The sequence below is a fragment of the Ursidibacter maritimus genome (assembly GCF_009761395.1).
Classification (GTDB): Bacteria; Pseudomonadota; Gammaproteobacteria; order Enterobacterales; family Pasteurellaceae; genus Ursidibacter; species Ursidibacter maritimus.
Genome location: NZ_LEKN01000013.1, coordinates 345,335 through 365,932, shown reverse-complemented (window position 1 = coordinate 365,932; position 20,598 = coordinate 345,335). Strand labels below are relative to the sequence as shown.

Below are 20,598 nucleotides of genomic sequence, written 5' to 3'. Positions count from 1 at the left end.
AGGACAGCTATTGGACGAACCCTTGGAGAGATCCAGTCCGTAAAGAAATAGAAACGGAAAATGGACGCCGAAGGCGCAAGTGGCACAAGCCGTGAAACGCTCAGGCAAAAGGACAGGGGAGAAAAGTAACCTATCAGATACCTAACGTGATAATATCGCGTATAGTGATATATCAATAAGCGGTACGATTTTGCAAATTTTTTGCGAAATGTTACCGCTTGTTGCTTTCATTGCTTTTCTTTCCTTGTAAATCGTTTTACGAGGAACTTTCAATGTCAATCGACCAAATTCTTAATACAATCAATAGCTTCGTTTGGGGTATTCCCTTACTTTTACTGATTTCTGGGGTGGGAATTTACTTCACTCTGAAACTCAGATTTTTACAATTTATTCATCTACCTAAAGCCTTTGCCTATATGTTCACTCGAGAAAAAGGGAACAATCAGTCAGGGGATATTTCTGCTTTTGCAGCACTCTCAACTGCCCTTGCTGCAACCATCGGCACAGGTAACATTGTGGGCGTTGCGACTGCCATTCAAACTGGTGGACCTGGGGCAATTTTTTGGATGTGGCTAATCGCCTTATTTGGAATGGCGACAAAATATGCGGAATGTTTGTTAGCGGTAAAATTCCGAACCAAAGATAAAGATGGATTTATCGCTGGGGGCCCAATGTATTACATTGAGCTAGGAATGGGCAAGCAGTGGAAATGGTTAGCAAAAACCTTCGCATTTTTTGGGGTAATGGTGGCACTCTTTGGTATTGGAACATTCCCACAAGTAAACGGTATTACAACGGCTTTGCACGATACTTTTGATTTTCCGATTTTGCTCACAACTGTTGTTTTGACACTTATTGTGGCAGCAATTACGTTGGGCGGTGTACAACGCATCTCTAAAATCGCAAGTGTGATTGTGCCTTTTATGGCAATTGCTTATGTGGCGGCATCAATACTTGTTCTCTCCATCAATGCGGATAAAATTCCTGACACACTGATTTTTATTGTTCATTCGGCTTTCAACCCTGAATCCGCTATCGGTGGCGTAGTCGGTTTTAGCGTAATGCAAGCTATTCAAGCAGGTGTTGCTCGTGGCATCTTCTCCAATGAAGCAGGGCTTGGCAGCGCCCCCATTGCCGCTGCTGCTGCACAAACCAAAGAGCCAGTACGACAAGGGCTTATCTCTATGACGGGTACATTCTTAGATACCATCATCGTCTGTACAATGACAGGCCTCGTTATCGTGCTAACAGGAGCGTGGAAAGGGGCAGCTCAAGGTGCTGAATTAACTAATCTAGCATTTTCCCAAGGGCTATTTAGTTCTGTCGGTGCGATTATTGTAACTATTGGTTTGATTTTCTTTGCTTTTACCACCATTTTGGGATGGTGCTATTATGGCGAACGTTGTTTTGTCTATCTTGTTGGAGGACGAACCAAAGGGATTAAATTCTATCGGATTGCTTTTATCGCATTGATAGCCGTTGCACCTTTTATTCACCTGAATACGATTTGGACAATTGCTGATATTGTAAATGGTCTAATGGCATTTCCGAATTTGATTGCGTTAATTAGCTTACGCCATATCGTTATCGCAGAAACTCGAAACTATTTTGAGAGAATGAAGGTTGAACTCAACTTAGCCTAAAATAGTGAAAATAAGCGGTAGGATTTGCAAATTTTTTTGCATTTCCTACCGCTTTTCTTGAGTAATTTGTTAGCTCTTATAGAATATGACTCTGATACCACTGTGCGAGAAGAATCCCCGTATTTACCGCAACATTTAACCCACTGTTTAACGGGTTCGCAAATGAGAGTTGCACATTAGTATCTTCTGGATACTCCATATCATTTGCCACAACTTCACTCAGCACAAATACAATTTTTTCATTCAAAACTGTTTTAGATAACGATTGAGCTTGTTTTTGACGAGTTAAATGGACAATTTGATAACCTGCATTGCGTAATTGTGCTAAAGCAATTTGCCTATGTTTAGTTTCTAATGGGTGGACAAACTCTAATCCGCCTTCTGCAACTCGTGCTGCATTACTTGAATTAAGAATATCATTTTGTTCCACAATAATGCCTTTTACGCCATAAAATGCACAGGTTCGCATAATGCCACCCACATTTTGTGCATTATTCACCCCGTCTAATAAGACTAAGCAATCACGCTGACGAGCGATTTGTAGGTAACCTTCCAACGAAAATGGCGTAGATTTTTTTGCCAGTAAACAAATGCCGCCGTGATGTTCAGTCCCTGTTACACGTTCCATTTCTTCACTATCAACAACGTGATAAGCCTTTTTCTGTTCCGCTAAGTAACTCAGTAGTTCTCCAGCTTTCTTTGCACCTTCAACAGTCGCCCATAAACGAACAATTGCATCTGGACGTTGTTGAAATAAAGTGTGGCACGCATTTTCGCCATAAACTTTCATTTCTGTGGCTCGATTATTACGAATTTTCTCAGGGGCTCTAGGTGAAAGTGGGCCTGTTTTTTTCTCCGTAGAACGACTTCCTCCTTTTACGCTGATTTTTACTGAACCTTCCCCGCTGGCTCTTTTACCTTCTGTTGGGTAAATGTCGTAATTGGGAGTAACACTACGTTCAAACTTAGGCTTTCTGTCATCGCCACGTTCATTCCTGCGAAACTCCTCATTACGTCTTTCTCTTTTTTCTTGAGTGTTACGAGTATCTCGATGAGTATTTTTATCTGTTCTTGTCGATTTGAAAGTCGGTTCGCGACGCTCTTCAATACTTTTGAAACGCGGTGATTTAGTTTGAAATTTGTTATTCATAAAACTGTTCCGTATAGGCAATAAAATTAAACTCAGTATAACAGATTAGCGACTTGTCATTATAGGCTTTTTTATTTGCCCAATTGTTTAACTTTCACTATAATTCAACTCTTTTTATATATGTTCTTTAAAATCTGGTGGAATTATGAATCCAATGTTAAATATCGCTATTCGTGCAGCACGAAAAGCAGGCAATATTATTGCTAAAGGCTATGAGTTAGCCCCTCAAGATACTCAAGTTTCTAATAAAGGCACAAATGATTATGTGACTTCTGTGGATAAAGCCGCAGAAGAAGCCATTATTGAAGTTATCCGAAAATCTTACCCTGAACACGCTATTGTGGGCGAAGAATCAGGCGTTATTGCTGGCGAAAATAACGATATTCAATGGGTGATTGATCCATTAGATGGCACAACCAATTTTGTTAAACGTTTCCCACATTTCTCCGTTTCAATTGCTATTCGTGTGAATGGTCGTACCGAAGTGGGTGTTGTTTACGATCCTATCCGCAATGAATTATTTACAGCTGTGCGTGGTGAAGGTGCAAAATTAAATGAATTCCGTTTACGCATTGATAATGAGCGTCGTGATCTAAACGGTAGCGTATTAGCCACAGGTTTCCCATTTAAAGTTGCAAAACATCGTAATGCTCATTTGAATATGATTGAAGCATTAATGAATAACGGTGTAGCGGATTTCCGCCGTACAGGTTCAGCTGCGTTAGACCTTGCCTATGTTGCATCAGGTAGAATTGATGGTTATTTTGAAATTGGTTTGAAACCTTGGGACTCTGCCGCTGGAGACTTAATTGCTCGTGAAGCGGGTGCTTTAGTCACAAACTTTGTTGGTGGTACAGATTACTTGAAATCAGGCAATATCGTTGCAGGAAACGGACGTGTTGTAAAAGAGATTTTAAACAGCATTCAGCCAACCCTAACTGATGAGCTAAAAGCCTAAATTTATACCTATTATTGATGATTATTTTGATAGCATAACCATCAGACTAACTATAAAGATAAATTATGCAGAAAAACTATCCTTTACTTACGCAAATTAACTCACCTGAAGATTTGCGTTTATTACCCAAAGAAAAACTTCACGCACTATGCGATGAACTCAGAGCTTATTTACTTGAATCTGTCAGTCAAACAAGTGGTCATTTAGCGTCTGGTTTAGGTGTTGTTGAATTGACAGTGGCTCTGCATTATGTTTATCAGACCCCATTTGACCAACTGATTTGGGACGTTGGTCATCAAGCCTACCCACATAAAATTTTAACTGGTCGCCGAGATCAAATGCACACTATTCGCCAAAAAGACGGCTTACACCCATTCCCTTGGCGTGAAGAAAGTCTTTATGACGTATTAAGTGTTGGCCATTCATCAACATCTATCAGTGCAGGCTTAGGGATTGCCGTTGCTGCTGAAAAAGAAAATGCAGGGCGTAAAACCGTTTGTGTTATCGGAGATGGTGCGATTACTGCTGGAATGGCATTTGAAGCAATTAACCACGCAGGCTCATTACATACCGATATGTTGGTTATTCTCAACGATAACGAAATGTCTATTTCTGAGAATGTTGGGGCGTTAAATAACCATCTTGCTCGCTTATTTACTGGTTCGCTCTATGGGACTTTACGTGAAGGTGGTAAAAAATTATTATCAGGCTTACCACCAATCAAAGAATTTGTGCGCAAAACCGAAGAACATATGAAAGGCTTTGTTTCGCCTGTCGGTACGATGTTTGAAACCTTAGGTTTTAACTATATCGGCCCTATTGACGGACACGATATTGATGAGCTAATCAGTACGCTAAAAAATATGCGTAATATGTCTGGTCCACAATTCCTACATATTAAAACCAAAAAAGGAAAAGGCTATACGCCTGCAGAACAAGATCCTATTGGCTTTCACGGTGTGCCTAAATTTGACCACACAAGCGGTAAGTTACCTCAAGTAAAATCCGCACCAACCTATTCGAACATTTTCGGAAATTGGTTATGTGAAATGGCAGAACAAGATCCAAAACTGATTGGCATTACCCCTGCAATGCGTGAAGGTTCTGGAATGGTGGAATTTTCTAAGCGTTTTCCTGAACAATATTTTGATGTCGCTATTGCAGAACAACACGCCGTTACGTTTGCAGCTGGTTTAGCGATTGCAGGTTATAAACCTGTTGTAGCAATCTATTCGAGTTTCCTACAACGTGCTTACGATCAACTTATTCACGATGTTTCGATCCAAAATCTTCCTGTTATTTTTGCGATTGACCGAGCTGGTATTGTCGGTGCAGATGGTCAAACCCATCAAGGTGCATTTGATTTAAGTTTTATGCGTTGTATTCCAAATATGACCATTATGACGCCAAGTGATGAAAATGAGATGCGTCAGATGCTCTATACTGCTTATAAAATGAATACGCCAAGTGCCATTCGCTATCCTCGTGGTAATGCTCAAGGCGTGGAATTACAACCACTACAGTCCTTGGAAATTGGTAAAGCTAACCTATTAAGACAAGGGGAAAAAGTGGCTATCCTGAATTTTGGCACACTACTCAACGAAGCCAAACAAGTCGCAGAACAGCAGAATTATACGCTTGTCGATATGCGTTTCGTTAAGCCATTCGATGAAAAGATAATTGCAGAACTTGCCGATAGCCACCAGTTACTTGTTACGCTTGAAGAAAATGCAATTCAAGGCGGTGCTGGTAGTGCAGTTAATGAATATTTGCAAAAAATTGGTAAAATCAAACCGCTTATGATGTTAGGTATTCCGGATTTCTTTATCCCACAAGCCACCCAAGCTGAAGCCTATGCAGAGTTAGGTTTAACGGCGGAAGAAATTGCAAGTAAGATTCAAAATTCACTGAATCAATAATAAAAAGAGCTTAAAACAGATCCACTGGGTTCCGTATTAGATTTGGAGAGAAAGCCTTTCTCAGATAAGTATTGATGTTGAAATATTTTCGTCATTTGCCAGCAAACCGCCAACAAGCAATTTTGGCATTAATGCACGAATTTCATAAATAGATAAATCACTAGCATTAAATCAATGAAAACAGCATAATTCCAAGATTGATTTAGTGAGATTAAAATATGGAACTCAAACTCCCTCCGCCATTAGTTGCATTTATTTGTGCAGTGATTATCTATTTTTTACCAAACTATGCAGAGCCTAATTCTGTGTATCTCTGTTTGGCGGTGATCTGCTTTAGTTTTGGGGTTGTGGTTGATCTCTGTGCTTTGTGGGCTTTTTGGAAAAATAAAACCACAATTAACCCGCTTGATCCCAACAAAACATCAACTTTAACAAGAGAAGGCATTTATCGCTTTACCCGAAATCCGATGTATTTAGGGTTAGTCTGTTTATTATTGGCTTGGACATTTTGGTTGGAAAATGTGCTTGCATTGCTTGTCGTATGGGGATTTATCACCTACATCACTCGTTTTCAGATTAAGCCAGAAGAGCGAATTTTGGCACAGAAATTTGGGAAAATTTATCAAGAATATAGCCAAAAAGTTCCACGTTGGCTGTGGTAATCAATACAAGCGGTTAGATGTGCAGAAAACTTTGCAAATTTTGCAAAAAAGTTGGAAAATTCTACCGCTTACAACATCGATATAAGGAAACATTATGCTAACCAACTACGAAGAAACTATTTTCAGTAAAATTATCCGTAAAGAAATTCCAGCTGCCATTGTTTATCAAGATGAATTAGTGACTGCATTTCGTGATATTGCTCCGCAAGCACCAACGCATATTTTGATTGTGCCAAATAAATTTATCCCAACAGTGAATCATTTAACGACCGATGATGAAATTACAATGGGGCGTTTATTTACTGTTGCGGCTAAAATCGCTAAGGAAGAAGGGATTGCGGAAAACGGCTATCGCTTGATTATGAATTGTAACCAACATGGTGGGCAAGAAGTATTCCATATCCATTTACACCTTGTTGGTGGTGAACCGTTAGGCAAAATGTTGGCAAAATAAGATGAAAAAATTGAGATCGTTTTGGCTACCTTGTCTATTTGCATTGGTTTTAACGGCTTGTGCAAATAATCCGCCGAGTTATCTTCCAAAGGGTACAACGCCCATTGTGAATGTAGAAGCTCAAATTGCACAACATATTCGTGTTGAGGCTAAACCGAAGTTGCTCACTGTAACCAATCAAACACCAAATAATATAAACGTATGGTACAAATTATTTTGGTATGACAAAGATGGCGTAACGCAAACGTTTGATGCTAATGATAAAACACAATGGCTCAACTTTTGGTTAGCACCGCAAGCTAAAACCGAGTGGCATCTAACACCACCAACGGTTGAAAGTGTTAATTATCGGGTTTACTTGCGTGGAAATCGCTAATTCATTAGCTTGGCTCACAAGAAATCGACAACAAGCGGTGAGATCCTTACAATCTTTAGCAGGACTTACCGCTTGTAGCCAAATGATAACCCTTGAAAATAATGAACGCTATGTACTTCGTACCCAAAGCCAGCGTGCAACGAATTATGGCGTTAATTATCAGCAAGAATCCGATTTGCTAAACTGGATCGCACCACTAAATCTCTCCCCTAAACCCCTTTATTGTGATGAACACGCATTGATTTTAGAATGGATTGATGGCTCAACCCCACCGCAATTTTCGAGCAATGTGTTAAATAAATTGGCGCAGCAGCTCGCAAAACTACACCAGTTTGACTTACAAGCGGTCAGATATTATCCAAAATCTGCAAGATTATCGTTATCTGAACGTTGTCAATTTTTGTGGGAGCAACTATCGACCACCGAACAAAAACAGCTTTCTTTTAAACCGCCTTTTCCAAATATTGAACCGCTAGCGTTGGCAATTTGCCACCACGATATTCACTTGGCAAACCTGATTGAGCAAGAAGATCAGCTCTGGTTAATTGATTGGGAATACAGTGCAATATCTGATCCTGCATTGGAATTAGCGTTATTTTTAAATGCCAATCCGCTTTCAGAACAGCAACAAGCGGTCTTTTTTAACGCTTATTTTGCAAACTCTGAGCTTGATCCAACCGCTTGTATGGCAAAGATTAATCAATATTTACCTGAAGTCGTGAAATTAAACCAACTTTGGTTTATAATCCACCTCAATGATAAGAATAATTCTCACTTGTAAAGATTTGTAAAGATGATTGCTTAGTTTTTTGAGAATCATTATCATTTAATCACTTCAAAAATAATAGGTAATCACTCCAACTCTTACGCCGTATTCCCCCACAAAGTACGGCGTTTTTTTTCGCCTTTTCTCTATGATTTTCTTCGCTTGTCGCTATAATACAAAGATTTGATACTAGATTTATAAGGAAAGATAATGACTCAATCTATCGAAAACATTGTTGCCGAACTAAAACGTGGTGTAGAAGATATTTATTCAGAAGCGGATTTAATTGAAAAACTAAAAGAAAACCGTCCACTACGCATTAAATTAGGGGCAGACCCAACTGCACCTGATATTCACTTAGGCCATACCGTTGTATTAAATAAATTACGTCAATTCCAACTACTTGGACACGAAGTCATCTTTTTAATCGGTGATTTCACCGGAATGGTAGGCGATCCATCTGGCAAAAACAGCACACGTCCACCACTTACTCGTGAAGACGTATTGCGTAATGCAGAAACCTATAAACAACAGATTTTTAAAATTTTAGATCCACAAAAAACGCGTATTGTATTTAACTCTGAGTGGCTAGGGCAGTTAGGTACGGAAGGAATGATCCGCCTTGCGTCAAATTATACCGTTGCACGAATGTTAGAGCGTGATGATTTCAAAAAACGTTTTGGTAATAATCAGCCGATTGCTATTCACGAGTTTATTTATCCTCTATTGCAAGGGCACGACTCCGTCGCATTACAAGCAGATGTGGAGTTAGGGGGAACGGACCAAACCTTTAACCTACTTATCGGACGTGAGTTACAAAAATCAGCAGGACAAAAACCACAAGTCGCAATGACATTACCCCTATTAGTTGGGTTAGACGGCGAGAAAAAAATGTCTAAATCACTTGGTAACTATATTGGCGTAACGGAAGCTGCAAATGAGATGTTTGGTAAAGTAATGTCTATTTCAGATGAATTGATGTGGGATTGGTATAATTTACTCTCTTTCCGTCCGTTAGATGAAATCGCACAGCTTAAAGCTGATGTTGCACAAGGTAAAAACCCAAGAGATGTGAAAATTCTGCTTGCTAAAGAAATCATCGCACGTTTCCATTCAGAAGCGGATGCCGATGCAGCTGAGCAAGAGTTTATTAACCGTTTCCAAAAAGGTGCAATGCCAGATGAAATGCCAGAATTTACCTTTGAAGGCGAAATTGGTTTAGCTACGTTATTAAAAGAAGCTGGCCTAGTTTCTTCTACCTCAGAAGCCATTCGTTCTGCTCAACAAGGTGGTGTAAAAATTGATGGTGAAAAAGTTGAAGATGTCCGCCAAAATGCTCAACAAGGCACTTTTGTGTACCAAGTCGGTAAACGCAAATTTGCTCGTGTAACGGTAAAATAATTTTCTAAATGTTTTATTAGTCAGAAAAAATAGTTGGTAGTGTTTCATCACTTTACCAACTATTTTTCTATGCTCTTCTCGTTATGTCTTACTTTTTAGCTTAATCTATTCTTCAATCACTTCTGGTAATTGCCAATCTATGGCTGTTAATCCTTGTTGGCGTAAATAGTGATTGGTTTGAGAGAAATGTTTACAACCTAAAAAACCACGATGAGCCGATAATGGCGATGGATGTGGTGCAGCTAGGACACAATGGCGAGTGCGATCGATAAATTGCCCTTTCTTCTGTGCGTGGCTTCCCCAAAGTAAGAATACAAGATGTTCTCTATGTCGGTTTAATTGTGCAATAACTTTATCGGTAAAGCGTTCCCAGCCGATATTTGCGTGGGAATGTGCTTTTCCTTGTTCTACGGTTAATACAGTGTTTAACAATAACACACCTTGTTTTGCCCAATCGACTAAATACCCGTGTTTAGGAATCTGAAAAGCAACATCTTGTGCTAATTCTTTATATATATTTACTAATGAGGGTGGAGGAATAATACCAGGCTTAACCGAGAAAGAAAGACCATGAGCTTGATTGACATTGTGGTAAGGGTCTTGTCCCAGAATAACGACTTTAACATCTGAAAATTCAGTCAAGGCAAAAGCACTAAACACTTCATTTTGAGGAGGATAAATTACCTTCCCTGACACTCGTTCTTGATAGACGTACTGTAAAATATGCTGAAAGTAATCTTGTTTTTTTTCTTCGCCAAGGGCTTCTTTCCACGTTTTCATCGTTATTCCTTGTTAATGAATAGTTAATAATCAATTTTAGTTGTTAAAACATGCTTGTTATTTGAGCTTTAAATTCGATTTTATCAAAAAATAGACAAAAAATTCTCGCTTTTTGTTGAATAGTAGTTAGAATATTCAAAATTTTTTGAAATGTTCAATTTTTTTTATAATTTCATTGTTCAACATTATTTAATTTAGATTAGGAGTCTCAAATGATCAAAGGTGTACAAATTACCGAATCTGCAAATAGCAACTTATTAAACTCTTTCTGGTTATTAGACGAAGAAAAAAATGAAGCTCGTTGCTTAGTTGCTAAAGGTGATTTCAAAGAAGACCAAATCGTTGCAATCAGCGAATTAGGTCAAATCGCATATCGTGAAGTGCCAGTAAATGTTGCACCAACTATCAAAGTAGAAGGTGGTCAGCACTTAAACGTGAACGTATTACGTCGTGAAACATTAGAAGATGCGGTTAAAAACCCTGAAAAATACCCACAATTAACTATTCGTGTTTCAGGTTATGCTGTTCGTTTCAATTCATTAACGCCTGAACAACAACGTGATGTAATCACTCGTACTTTCACAGAAAGCCTATAATTTATATTTGAATGATAAAAGCACTCGCAAGGGTGCTTTTATTTTTTACGAGCCACTCCCTTTTCTTTTTCAGCCTTATCTACCGTTTTTATGACTGCTCGGGATTTTTCATCCATTGAAACTTCAATTTTATGATCAACAATAACATTCATATTGATAGTAATCCCTTCTGCTGGTGTTTCTAGCTGAACTTTTGGGGTACAAGCGGTGAGATAATAGCAAGATATTACAAAAAATAAGGTTCGTATCATTTTCTTTCCATTAGCGTTTATCTAATTGTTGATAAATTGAGTGCTCAATATTTTGTTCGACTTGTGAACCATAATTGATTAGTTTCCAGAGATCAAACAGATTTTCTTGATGCTGATAATTTAGGTTTATTTTCGCCTTTTGATGTTCTGCCAAGTGCATTTTTAATGCGGTTTTTAAGTGCATATGACCTTCGCTAGAGAGATTGATTTTAGCGTGCAGTTCGTCAATATGGCTATCATTGACCAAGTAAGTTAGGATTTGTTCGGTATAACCGCTTTGTTTCATTGCATCTAAAAGTTCTGGAGTCAATTTTAAGTGAGAAGTTGCAACTTGTGTGAAACTTCCATCGCAAATGTAGCAAGGTTTTCCACTCAGCCAAAAAGGTAATACGGCATTGACTTTGCCTTGTAAATCAAGCTGATGATATTGGGCAAGGGATAATACTTCAGCAAAATCAATGCCTGTTAATTTTACATAAGCGACCTTGCTTTGAGGCAGTGCAAAACGCTCAATATGTAAATTTCCGCCCAAGAGATTAAATGAAAGTTCGCGTAAGAAAAGCGGACGTTTTTTAGTGTACGGGTAATGTCCTTTTACTTTCATTTTTGCATTAGTAAGCGGAATACCGATATTGATTTCTGCAATACTGACATCTAATGCTCGTTTTACACCGATATTCACTTGATTGTTTTGATATTGATAAGGAAGAGAAAATTCAATCCCTTTTAATTCACCATCAGGCAATGACACTGCACCATTACGAATCGCAAAATGCCCACCTGCAATAAGCCCTTTATCCGCAGTTGCACTAAAAGCAGTTTCACCACGAACCGTGCCGTTGGTAATTACCCAGTTAGAACGAAATGGCAACAGCGTTTGGAATACATTAGCAGGTTGTTCTGACCAATATAATCGACCAATCAATTCACTTGATTTTTCGGTTAATTGGCGACGAGCAAAAAGACGAATAGGTCCAAGTTTACCCGCACTGACTTCGCCTTTTAAACGTAAATTTTCTACTTCGCCATCGACACTTAATATCGCACTCAGTTTTTCTAATTCCCCCCCGTAGCTAAATTGTGCTTTAGGTGCAATCAATTTTACGCCTCCATTTAAATGAGATTGCTCATAGGCAAATTTGATGGGCTCAGTTAAATTGAGCGCTAAATCGGGAATGAAAACGCCATTTTGCTGAATTTTACCGAGCGTGCTATTAAATTCGGATAATTCCACTAAATTGCGATGCCAGTTTCCACGACCTACAATGTTTAACGGTGTTTGAAATACATTGAGCTGTGATGTTCCCCACAATTTCCATTGCCAGCGATCAATGATTGCATCAGGCTCGCTCGGATCTTGGAAAAACTGTAAAGCTCCCATTTTAAAATTGCGAGCGAAACCATCTAAATGGAGTTCGATATTGTTAAAATCAGGACTTTCTCCACGAAAAATAGCATGTAATCGCCCTGTTAAACCGTATTTATTGAGTTGTAGTCCTGCCAATGGAAAACGCAAATCTCGGATAGTAAGAAAGCGTTCTGTTCCTGTTAAACGCAATAGTGCCGATGGTAAAAAACGCAACGTTAAATCTGAATATTCGCCGTTAATTTCCAGTGGCACCGCACTATATAAAATGAAATTGCCTTGCTTAACATTTCCTGTGATTTGAAGCGGTAGTTTGAGGCTATTTTTTTGCCATTCGCCTTCAGGGCTACTGATCACCACATTGCCTTTTCCTTTAGCATTTTCTGACAATAAGCTAATTCTTATGGCAGTTTTGATCGGGAAAAGGTTTTCTATATTCAGCTCATTTGGGCTAATTCGGGTGGTAAGAAAACCACGCAAGGGAAAATCTTCACTCATTGCCCAATCAAAACGCCCTTGCTCAATCCCAAGGCTACCGTTTTCTATTCGAAATGGAAAAGCGAGTTTATTTTCAGAGAAATTGGTTGATTGCAACTTGAATAAACCAAGCAACTGGCTGTTTTCTTTCTGCCATTCCAACTGGCTAGAACCCTGTTGCAAGGCTTTATCTGTAATCACATTATCAGGGAATTGCCATTGATAATTCAGTGATAAACGAGATGGCAGCTCTGCTAAATCTTGAATTTGTGTCGAGAAATTGAGTTGGTGTTGTTCCTCGTTACTGGGAGAATAATGAAGATCGCCTGTTAATTCGCCTTTTGCAAATTGTGCCGATAATCTTACCGCTTGATTATGAATAGAAGCGGTGAGTTGCTGCTCATTTTTTGTAAATTGTACTGCTGTAGGTTGGATCAACAACGTATTGACTCGATGTGGCAGATCCTCAGGCAAATTTTTCCAAATTAACTGTTGAATATCTGCTGTGCCATTCGGTAGTAAAGCGAGCAGTTCAGTTGGTGGAAATTCATCTGATGTAGGATTTTCTTCTTTGGGTAAAAGCGATAAACAGTGATAGTCGATTATCGCTTTCTCAAATTGAATACGTTGTTGCTCAGCCCATTGAAGTTTAAATCCGTTAGTCGTCAGAATTGGACATTGCTGATAAGAAAGGGAAAAATCGGCGAGTGATGTACTCTGCCAATCGGTACTCAATCCTTGTGGAATTTCAACTTTCCAATCTGCTGGCAATACCCAATTTATCGTTTGTGCTAAACGACTACCACTCATTAAAGCGGCACCGCTTGCGAGCAGAATCGCAAAAAGTGTCGCTAAAATCAGTAGGGTTCGGCGGATCATTGGTAAATGATATTCGTAAAGGGATATAAAATCGCTAAAAAGGTGGCAACTGTCCAAGCGGTCGGATTTTTAATGTTTTTTGCAAGCAACAACCAAGCTAACATTGCAAAAATCACAAATTGCACCCCAAAGAAAATAAAATAAGGGTAGATAACCATTTCAGGAATAGCGGCTAACAGTTGGTAAAGGACAAACGCGGTCCAAACATAGTTTAGTACTAAGACGATCAAGGCAGCTAACACTAACAGTTTCAAAAAACCTTCTAAACGACTTTTGGCTAACACTAAATACCAGCCCGCTAATAAAATACCGAGTAGCAGTTGGGCAAAATTGTTCGCGCGAATACCATTAAATAAGGACGGAATTTCATACCAATAGATTGCGAGGTATTGCACAATACCAATGCCAGCAATCGCAAAACCACAGAACAGGATTGTGTTATACAATTTCTCATCATCGGGTAATTTCCAGTAAATAAAAGGTAAAAATAGAGATGCTGCGATTGGAATTAACGTCGGTGAATGTTGAGGTGTAAAGAAGAAAGTGTATAAAAAATTCCCTAACGAAAAAACGAATAAAAAGGGTAAAACAAAGGTTAAACGCCCTTTCTGCCCAGGGCAGATTTGTCCTTTCCAGAGTACAACAAAACTGATGATGACACACGCAAAAAAAGCTAACAAATAAGGGGACACAAAAAGAGCATTTTGGGGCGTAAAGAAATGGTTAAGGTACATTTCAATAAAGACCATTAACAGTACAGGCAATAAGGCATAAGTTGCTGTTTCAAATTTGGCGGTGTTGTGATCGTGCGACATAATATCTTTAAGAAATAGATTGATGAAAAATGATTTTAGTTGGAGATTATGCCATAATAGTCGCCCTTTTTTCTATTTTTACGAGATGTTATATGCGAATTTTACATACAATGTTACGCGTGGGGAATTTAGAACGTTCAATTAAGTTCTATACTGAGGTGCTTGGAATGCGTTTACTTCGCACAAGCGAGAATGAACAATATAAATATACCTTAGCTTTTTTAGGTTATGCCGATGAAAGTGAAAGTGCGGTAATTGAATTAACGTATAACTGGGGTGTAGAAAGCTACGAATTAGGCACAGCTTATGGGCATATTGCTTTAGGTGTTGATGATATTTATGCAACGGTTGAAGCCGTTCGCCAAGCAGGTGGAAAAATCACTCGCGAAGCAGGTGCTGTTTTAGGCGGAAAAACCATCATCGCCTTTGTTGAAGATCCCGATGGCTATAAAATCGAATTTATTGAAAATAAAAATGCTCAAAAAGCGTTAGGTTAATTATATTTCCATTTAATTTAGGTGGGAAAGCCCACCTTATCTATTTTTACCACAATGACAACACAAACTGATAACCAAGCACAAGATTATCGATTATTAAAAAACCGCTTTCGTGGTTATTTACCAGTCGTAATTGATGTTGAAACCGCAGGGCTAAATGCACAAACAGATGCCTTACTTGAAATTGCTGCCATTACCTTAAAGATGGACGAACAAGGCTATCTACAACTTGATGAAAAATTTCATTGTCATATTCAGCCTTTTGAAGGGGCAAACATTAACCCTGAGTCATTGAAAGTAAATGGCATTGATATTGATAACCCAGAACGTGGTGCGATTCCCGAGGTTATTGCTATTCCTGAAATGTTTAAAATGATTAGAAAAGCCGTAAAGGACAATGGCTGTCAGCGAGCAGTTATCGTGGCACATAATGCAACTTTTGACCAAGCATTTTTACAAGCAGCAGTGAAACGGATCAATGCAAAACGCGATCCATTTCACCCTTTTGCAATGTTTGATACCGCAACCCTTGCAGGTTTTATGTATGGGCAAACGGTTTTAGTAAAAGCCTGCCAAATGGCACAAATTCCTTTTGACGGTAAACAGGCTCATTCCGCTTTATATGATACGGAACGCACTGCCGAGCTTTTCTGTACAATGGTTAATAAACTAAAAGATTTAGGTGGATTTCCACCAGTAGATAATAGTTAGCTTCAAGTTGAATAAGCGGTAAGTTTTGCAAAATTTTTTGCTGTTCATACCGCTTTGCTGACGCAGATGCTAACAGACAATTTCCGTAAAATCGCAATTTTTACTTTCATTCCCTCCTTATTCGCTATATCATTAAAGACTATTTTTAGGGCGTTATGGCGACGCTATTCACGCTGAATTTTTATTCAGATTTTTGCATTTTCTCAACAATACCCTAGGGGGAAAACAAAAATAAATGGAAAAGTTAGATCAAAAACCAATTATTGAGCTTCGTTCTATAACGAAACGTTATGGTGATAAAACAATTATTGATAACTTAAATCTTACCATTAACGATGGTGAATTCTTAACAATTTTAGGTCCATCTGGTTGTGGTAAAACCACTGCATTACGTCTGATTGCGGGTTTTGAAGAATTAACGGAAGGTTCAATTATTTTGGATGGACAAGATGTGTCTAACATTCCTGCTGAACAGCGCCCTGTCAATACAGTATTCCAAAGTTATGCTCTTTTCCCACATATGACAATTTTTGAAAATGTGGCATTTGGGTTAAGAATGCAGAAAGTACCTGAAAGTGAAATTACGCCACGTGTAATGGATGCTTTACGAATGGTGCGTCTTGAAGAAATGGCAGGACGTAAACCTTCTCAACTTTCTGGTGGTCAGCAACAACGTATTGCGATTGCACGCGCGGTAGTGAATAAGCCAAAAGTACTTCTATTAGATGAATCGCTTTCTGCACTTGACTACAAATTGCGTAAAGAGATGCAAAATGAGCTAAAAGCTTTACAACGTCAATTAGGTATTACTTTTATTTTCGTTACTCACGATCAAGAAGAAGCATTAACGATGTCAGATCGTATCATCGTAATGAATAAAGGAAACATTGAACAAGACGGTTCACCACGTGAAATTTATGAAGATCCGAGCAATTTATTCGTTGCACGCTTTATCGGTGAAATTAACGTCTTCGATGCAACAGTGATTGAACGGGTGAGCGAAAAAACCGTAAAAGCAAATGTGGAAGGACGTATTTGTGAAATTTATACAGATATGGCAGTTCATCCAAATCAAAAACTTAAAGTATTACTTCGCCCAGAAGATATCGTGATTGAAGAACTTGATGAAAATGAGAGCTCAAAAGCGATTATTGGGCATATCAGCGACCGTACTTACAAAGGTATGACGTTAGAATCTAACGTTATTCTTGATCATAATCAGATGAAGGTATTGGTTAGCGAATTCTTTAATGAAGACGATCCACATATGGATCACTCAGTAGGTCAGAAAGTGGCACTAACATGGCACGAAGGCTGGGAGGTTGTACTCAACGATGAAGGTCGCTAGTAATAAATTCCAAAATGTTACTGTTGGGGTTATTTTCGGTTGGTTGATTTTTTTCGTCTTAATTCCAAATTTACTGGTGCTATTTACCAGTTTTATGACGAAAGACAGTAGCAACCTAATTGAATTTACGTTTTCAGTAGATAGCTATACCCGTTTAATTGATCCGCTATATTCACAAGTGTTGTGGAACTCACTTTATATGGCTGGGATCTCAACGATTATTTGTTTAATTATTGGTTATCCTTTTGCCTTTATGATTGCAAAATTGCCAGCGAAATATCGCCCATTTTTGCTCTTTCTTGTGGTATTACCATTCTGGACAAACTCGTTGATCCGAATTTATGGAATGAAAATTTTCCTCGGGGTAAAGGGGATTTTAAACGAAACATTACTCAGTTTAGGGATTATTGATACGCCAATCCGTATTTTAAATACGGAAATTGCTGTGATTATTGGTTTAGTTTATATCCTGTTGCCGTTTATGATTTTACCACTTTACTCTTCCATCGAGAAAATCGATGGTCGTTTACTTGAAGCGGCAAAAGATTTAGGGGCAAATGCATTCCAGCGCTTTATTCGAGTGATTATTCCACTGACGATGCCAGGTATTGTAGCAGGCTGCTTATTAGTATTACTTCCTGCGATGGGAATGTTCTATGTGGCAGATTTATTAGGCGGTGCGAAAGTATTATTAGTTGGTAACATCATTAAGAGTGAGTTCTTAGTAACACGTAACTGGCCGTTTGGTTCAGCAATCAGTATTGCCTTAACTATCTTAATGGCATTGATGCTTTATGTGTACTACCGAGCAAACAAACTAATGAATAAGAAAGTGGAGTTAGAATAATGAGACGCGTATTTAATAGCCTCTTTATGTTTGTGGTGTACGCGTATTTGTACATTCCAATTATTATTTTAATCGTAAACTCTTTTAATGCTGACCGATACGGATTAACGTGGAAAGGTTTTAGTTGGAACTGGTATGAGCGTTTATTTAATAACGATACCTTAATCCAAGCAGCAATGAACTCTATTACTGTTGCTTTTGTTTCTGCAACCTTTGCAACCTTAATCGGCGCATTAACTTCTATCGCACTTTACCGCTACAAATTCCGTGGTAAACAAGCGGTAGGTGGAATGCTTTTCGTGGTAATGATGTCACCTGATATTGTAATGGCTGTATCTTTACTGGCTTTATTTATGTTGGTTGGCGTATCACTAGGGTTTTGGTCACTGTTGTTTGCACATATCACATTCTGTTTACCGTATGTGGTAATCACGGTATCTTCACGCTTAAAAGATTTTGATGGAAAAATGCTTGAAGCAGCGAAAGATTTAGGTGCAAGTGAAATGGTAATTTTGCGTAAGATCTTACTTCCGCTACTATTACCAGCAATTGTGTCAGGTTGGTTATTAAGCTTTACGATTTCACTAGATGATGTGGTAGTTTCATCTTTCGTAACCAGTGCGAGCTACGAAGTATTACCATTGAAGATCTTTTCATTAGTAAAAACAGGGGTAACGCCAGAAGTAAATGCTCTTGCGACTATAATGATTATCTTCTCACTCGCGTTAGTGATTTTAAGCCAAATTATCGGACGTAAAAAAGATTAGCCTCATTTCTAAATAACCCGCATAAGCGGGTTATTTTTTGCAAAAATTTGCAACAATCTCACCGCTTGATCTGTTATTTTATCCAGTTTTCCGCTATGCTAACGGCTTTTAAATTCAATAGCAAAGACAATGATCGGCAGACTTTACGGCAAAATTCTCGAAAAATCCCCACCTGAAATGGTGCTTGATGTACAAGGCGTAGGTTATGAAATCTTGCTACCAATGACGAGTTTTTATAATCTTGGTCAAGTAGGCGAAGATGCCACTATTTTTACTCACCTCGTTGTGCGAGAAGACGCTCACTTACTTTTTGGTTTTGCTCAAAAGCAAGATCGTACGCTCTTTCGGGAGCTAATTAAAACCAATGGCGTTGGTCCTAAACTTGCTCTTGCTATTCTCTCAGCAATGTCTGTATCACAATTTGCTACAGCCGTAGAACAAGAAGAACTAGCAAAATTAACCAAAATCCCTGGTATTGGGCGTAAAACTGCAGAACGTTTATTGGTTGAGCTGAAAGGCAAATTTAAAGGTATGGAACAGAGCGACTTCTTTGCTGAACAGCCAACTCATCAAATTATCGCAAGTGATAAAGCCGACCCTGCCGATGAGGCTCGTGATGCGTTAATTGCATTAGGCTACAAACCGCAAGATGCAGAGAAAATGATTAAGAAAGTCAATAAAGCTGATGCCTCAAGTGAACAGCTTATTCGAGAAGCCTTGAAAAATTCATTATGATAGAAGCCGATAGAATTATTAGTGCCACGCCAAAGCGTGAAGATGAAGCCATTGATCGTGCTATTCGACCGAAAATGCTGACAGATTATGTCGGGCAGCCTTCAGTGCGTGAGCAAATGGAAATTTTTATTAAAGCGGCTAAATTGCGTAATGATGCGTTAGATCATCTATTAATTTTCGGCCCACCGGGGTTAGGTAAAACGACACTAGCTAACATTGTCGCTAATGAAATGGGCGTAAACATTCGTACGACATCAGGTCCTGTACTTGAAAAAGCAGGTGATCTCGCCGCAATGCTAACCAATTTAGAGCCTTATGATGTGCTATTTATTGACGAAATTCACCGCTTATCACCTGCGATAGAAGAAGTTTTATATCCCGCAATGGAAGATTACCAACTGGATATTATGATTGGCGAAGGCCCTGCTGCACGCTCAATTAAATTAGATCTTCCGCCTTTTACCCTTGTTGGAGCAACTACTCGAGCAGGATCTCTCACTTCGCCATTACGAGATCGCTTTGGGATCGTACAACGTTTAGAATTTTATTCGGTTGAAGATCTGACGTCTATTGTTAGCCGTAGTGCAAACTGTTTAAACCTTAATTTATCGCAAGATGGAGCTTTTGAGATAGCTAGACGTTCTCGTGGTACACCAAGGATAGCAAACCGTTTACTTCGCCGAGTCCGAGATTTTGCGGATGTTCGGAATAACGGTATTATTTCATCCGAAATTGCGAAACAAGCCTTAACGATGTTAGATGTTGATCCGGAAGGGTTTGATTTTATGGATAGAAAATTATTATCCGCCGTATTGGAACGCTTTGATGGTGGGCCTGTCGGGCTAGATAATCTCGCAGCTGCCATTGGCGAAGAACGGGATACTATCGAAGATGTGTTGGAGCCTTACCTTATTCAACAAGGATTTTTACAACGCACACCAAGGGGAAGAATAGCAACATCACGCACTTATGCTCACTTTGGAATGACCAAATTTGAGTAGCGATAAGCGGTCTGTTTAACAAAATCTTTTGCAAGATTTTTAGAAAAAAGACCGCTTGTTTTTTACACTTGTGTGATTAAATTTCGTGATGTAATTCGCATAACCCCAAATTACTTAACTTTAAGATCAACAAAAACTTTACAAAAGTCATTTTTTAAGATACTAATTATAGGAATTAGTTAAATTAATCTAATCAGGA

21 protein-coding genes and 1 riboswitch are annotated in these 20,598 nt (G+C 38.8%); of the genes, 16 read left to right on the top strand and 5 right to left on the bottom strand.

Translation table 11 applies throughout. The annotated features are described in order from the left end of the window. The first annotated feature begins 12 nt into the window (after positions 1 to 12). A riboswitch (glycine riboswitch) is annotated at positions 13 to 126 on the top strand. Between the two features lie 146 nt (positions 127 to 272). Continuing rightward, positions 273 to 1,643: an alanine/glycine:cation symporter family protein gene (locus A1D26_RS04790; RefSeq protein WP_157402938.1), complete on the top strand. Its 1,371-nt coding sequence runs from the start codon at positions 273 to 275 to the stop codon at positions 1,641 to 1,643. A 76-nt stretch (positions 1,644 to 1,719) separates the two neighbouring features. Here A1D26_RS04790 and A1D26_RS04785 read toward each other — a convergent pair whose 3' ends face one another. Next, positions 1,720 to 2,793, bottom strand: coding sequence for a tRNA/rRNA methyltransferase (locus A1D26_RS04785; RefSeq protein WP_157402937.1), 1,074 nt, complete (start codon positions 2,791 to 2,793; stop codon positions 1,720 to 1,722). Positions 2,794 to 2,938: 145 nt separating this feature from the next. On the opposite strand from A1D26_RS04785, the gene suhB reads away from it, so the two are divergent. The 7 genes from suhB (at position 2,939) to tyrS (ending at position 9,329) form a co-directional block, all read left to right on the top strand. After that, on the top strand, positions 2,939 to 3,751 hold the full coding sequence (gene suhB, locus A1D26_RS04780; protein WP_157402936.1) for an inositol-1-monophosphatase: 813 nt from the start codon (positions 2,939 to 2,941) through the stop codon (positions 3,749 to 3,751). 65 nt (positions 3,752 to 3,816) lie between these two features. Next, a complete protein-coding gene (gene dxs / locus A1D26_RS04775; protein WP_157402935.1) occupies positions 3,817 to 5,670 on the top strand; it encodes a 1-deoxy-D-xylulose-5-phosphate synthase in 1,854 nt (617 codons plus the stop codon). Positions 5,671 to 5,888: 218 nt separating this feature from the next. Continuing rightward, a complete protein-coding gene (locus A1D26_RS04770; RefSeq protein ID WP_157402934.1) occupies positions 5,889 to 6,332 on the top strand; it encodes a methyltransferase family protein in 444 nt (147 codons plus the stop codon). Positions 6,333 to 6,426: 94 nt separating this feature from the next. Further along, positions 6,427 to 6,786, top strand: a complete 360-nt coding sequence (gene hinT / locus A1D26_RS04765) for a purine nucleoside phosphoramidase (protein ID WP_157402933.1) — start codon at positions 6,427 to 6,429, stop codon at positions 6,784 to 6,786. A 1-nt stretch (position 6,787) separates the two neighbouring features. Continuing rightward, positions 6,788 to 7,162 (top strand): YcfL family protein, encoded by a 375-nt coding sequence (locus A1D26_RS04760; protein WP_157402932.1) that lies wholly within the window; start codon positions 6,788 to 6,790, stop codon positions 7,160 to 7,162. Further along, a complete protein-coding gene (locus tag A1D26_RS04755; RefSeq protein WP_232516798.1) occupies positions 7,149 to 7,943 on the top strand; it encodes a phosphotransferase in 795 nt (264 codons plus the stop codon). Before A1D26_RS04760 ends, A1D26_RS04755 begins: the two co-directional genes overlap by 14 nt. A 195-nt stretch (positions 7,944 to 8,138) precedes the next feature. Further along, entirely contained in the window at positions 8,139 to 9,329 is a 1,191-nt protein-coding gene (tyrS, locus tag A1D26_RS04750; protein WP_157402931.1) for a tyrosine--tRNA ligase, read from the top strand. Between the two features lie 105 nt (positions 9,330 to 9,434). Here tyrS and ung read toward each other — a convergent pair whose 3' ends face one another. After that, complete coding sequence (gene ung, locus A1D26_RS04745) at positions 9,435 to 10,109, bottom strand: uracil-DNA glycosylase (protein WP_157402930.1); 675 nt, start codon at positions 10,107 to 10,109, stop codon at positions 9,435 to 9,437. A gap of 212 nt (positions 10,110 to 10,321) precedes the next feature. On the opposite strand from ung, the gene grcA reads away from it, so the two are divergent. Beyond that, on the top strand, positions 10,322 to 10,705 hold the full coding sequence (gene grcA, locus A1D26_RS04740) for an autonomous glycyl radical cofactor GrcA (RefSeq protein WP_157395329.1): 384 nt from the start codon (positions 10,322 to 10,324) through the stop codon (positions 10,703 to 10,705). A gap of 38 nt (positions 10,706 to 10,743) precedes the next feature. On the opposite strand, the gene A1D26_RS04735 is transcribed toward grcA, so the two are convergent. The 3 genes from A1D26_RS04735 to A1D26_RS04725 are packed head-to-tail and all read right to left on the bottom strand — an operon-like array spanning position 10,744 to position 14,493. Then, a complete protein-coding gene (locus A1D26_RS04735; RefSeq protein ID WP_157402929.1) occupies positions 10,744 to 10,956 on the bottom strand; it encodes a YnbE family lipoprotein in 213 nt (70 codons plus the stop codon). 10 nt (positions 10,957 to 10,966) lie between these two features. Next, positions 10,967 to 13,678, bottom strand: coding sequence for a YdbH family protein (locus tag A1D26_RS04730; protein WP_157402928.1), 2,712 nt, complete (start codon positions 13,676 to 13,678; stop codon positions 10,967 to 10,969). Beyond that, entirely contained in the window at positions 13,675 to 14,493 is an 819-nt protein-coding gene (locus tag A1D26_RS04725) for a hypothetical protein (protein ID WP_157402927.1), read from the bottom strand. Before A1D26_RS04725 ends, A1D26_RS04730 begins: the two co-directional genes overlap by 4 nt. Positions 14,494 to 14,585: 92 nt before the next feature. On the opposite strand from A1D26_RS04725, the gene gloA reads away from it, so the two are divergent. The 7 genes from gloA to ruvB all read left to right on the top strand — a co-directional run bounded on the left by gloA (position 14,586) and on the right by ruvB (position 20,399). After that, positions 14,586 to 14,990, top strand: coding sequence for a lactoylglutathione lyase (gene gloA, locus A1D26_RS04720; RefSeq protein ID WP_157402926.1), 405 nt, complete (start codon positions 14,586 to 14,588; stop codon positions 14,988 to 14,990). A 54-nt stretch (positions 14,991 to 15,044) separates the two neighbouring features. After that, on the top strand, positions 15,045 to 15,701 hold the full coding sequence (gene rnt, locus A1D26_RS04715) for a ribonuclease T (protein WP_157402925.1): 657 nt from the start codon (positions 15,045 to 15,047) through the stop codon (positions 15,699 to 15,701). A 235-nt stretch (positions 15,702 to 15,936) separates the two neighbouring features. Next, positions 15,937 to 17,049: a spermidine/putrescine ABC transporter ATP-binding protein PotA gene (gene potA / locus A1D26_RS04710; RefSeq protein WP_157402924.1), complete on the top strand. Its 1,113-nt coding sequence runs from the start codon at positions 15,937 to 15,939 to the stop codon at positions 17,047 to 17,049. Continuing rightward, positions 17,036 to 17,896 carry a spermidine/putrescine ABC transporter permease PotB gene (gene potB, locus A1D26_RS04705; RefSeq protein WP_157402923.1) on the top strand — a complete coding sequence of 287 codons (861 nt, stop codon included), beginning with the start codon at positions 17,036 to 17,038 and terminating at the stop codon, positions 17,894 to 17,896. Before potA ends, potB begins: the two co-directional genes overlap by 14 nt. Further along, entirely contained in the window at positions 17,896 to 18,663 is a 768-nt protein-coding gene (gene potC, locus A1D26_RS04700; protein ID WP_157402922.1) for a spermidine/putrescine ABC transporter permease PotC, read from the top strand. The genes potB and potC overlap by 1 nt, the downstream gene beginning before the upstream one ends. Before the next feature lie 129 nt (positions 18,664 to 18,792). Then, a complete protein-coding gene (ruvA, locus tag A1D26_RS04695) occupies positions 18,793 to 19,398 on the top strand; it encodes a Holliday junction branch migration protein RuvA (RefSeq protein ID WP_157402921.1) in 606 nt (201 codons plus the stop codon). Next, positions 19,395 to 20,399, top strand: coding sequence for a Holliday junction branch migration DNA helicase RuvB (gene ruvB / locus A1D26_RS04690; RefSeq protein WP_157402920.1), 1,005 nt, complete (start codon positions 19,395 to 19,397; stop codon positions 20,397 to 20,399). The genes ruvA and ruvB overlap by 4 nt, the downstream gene beginning before the upstream one ends. Positions 20,400 to 20,598 lie beyond the last annotated feature (199 nt).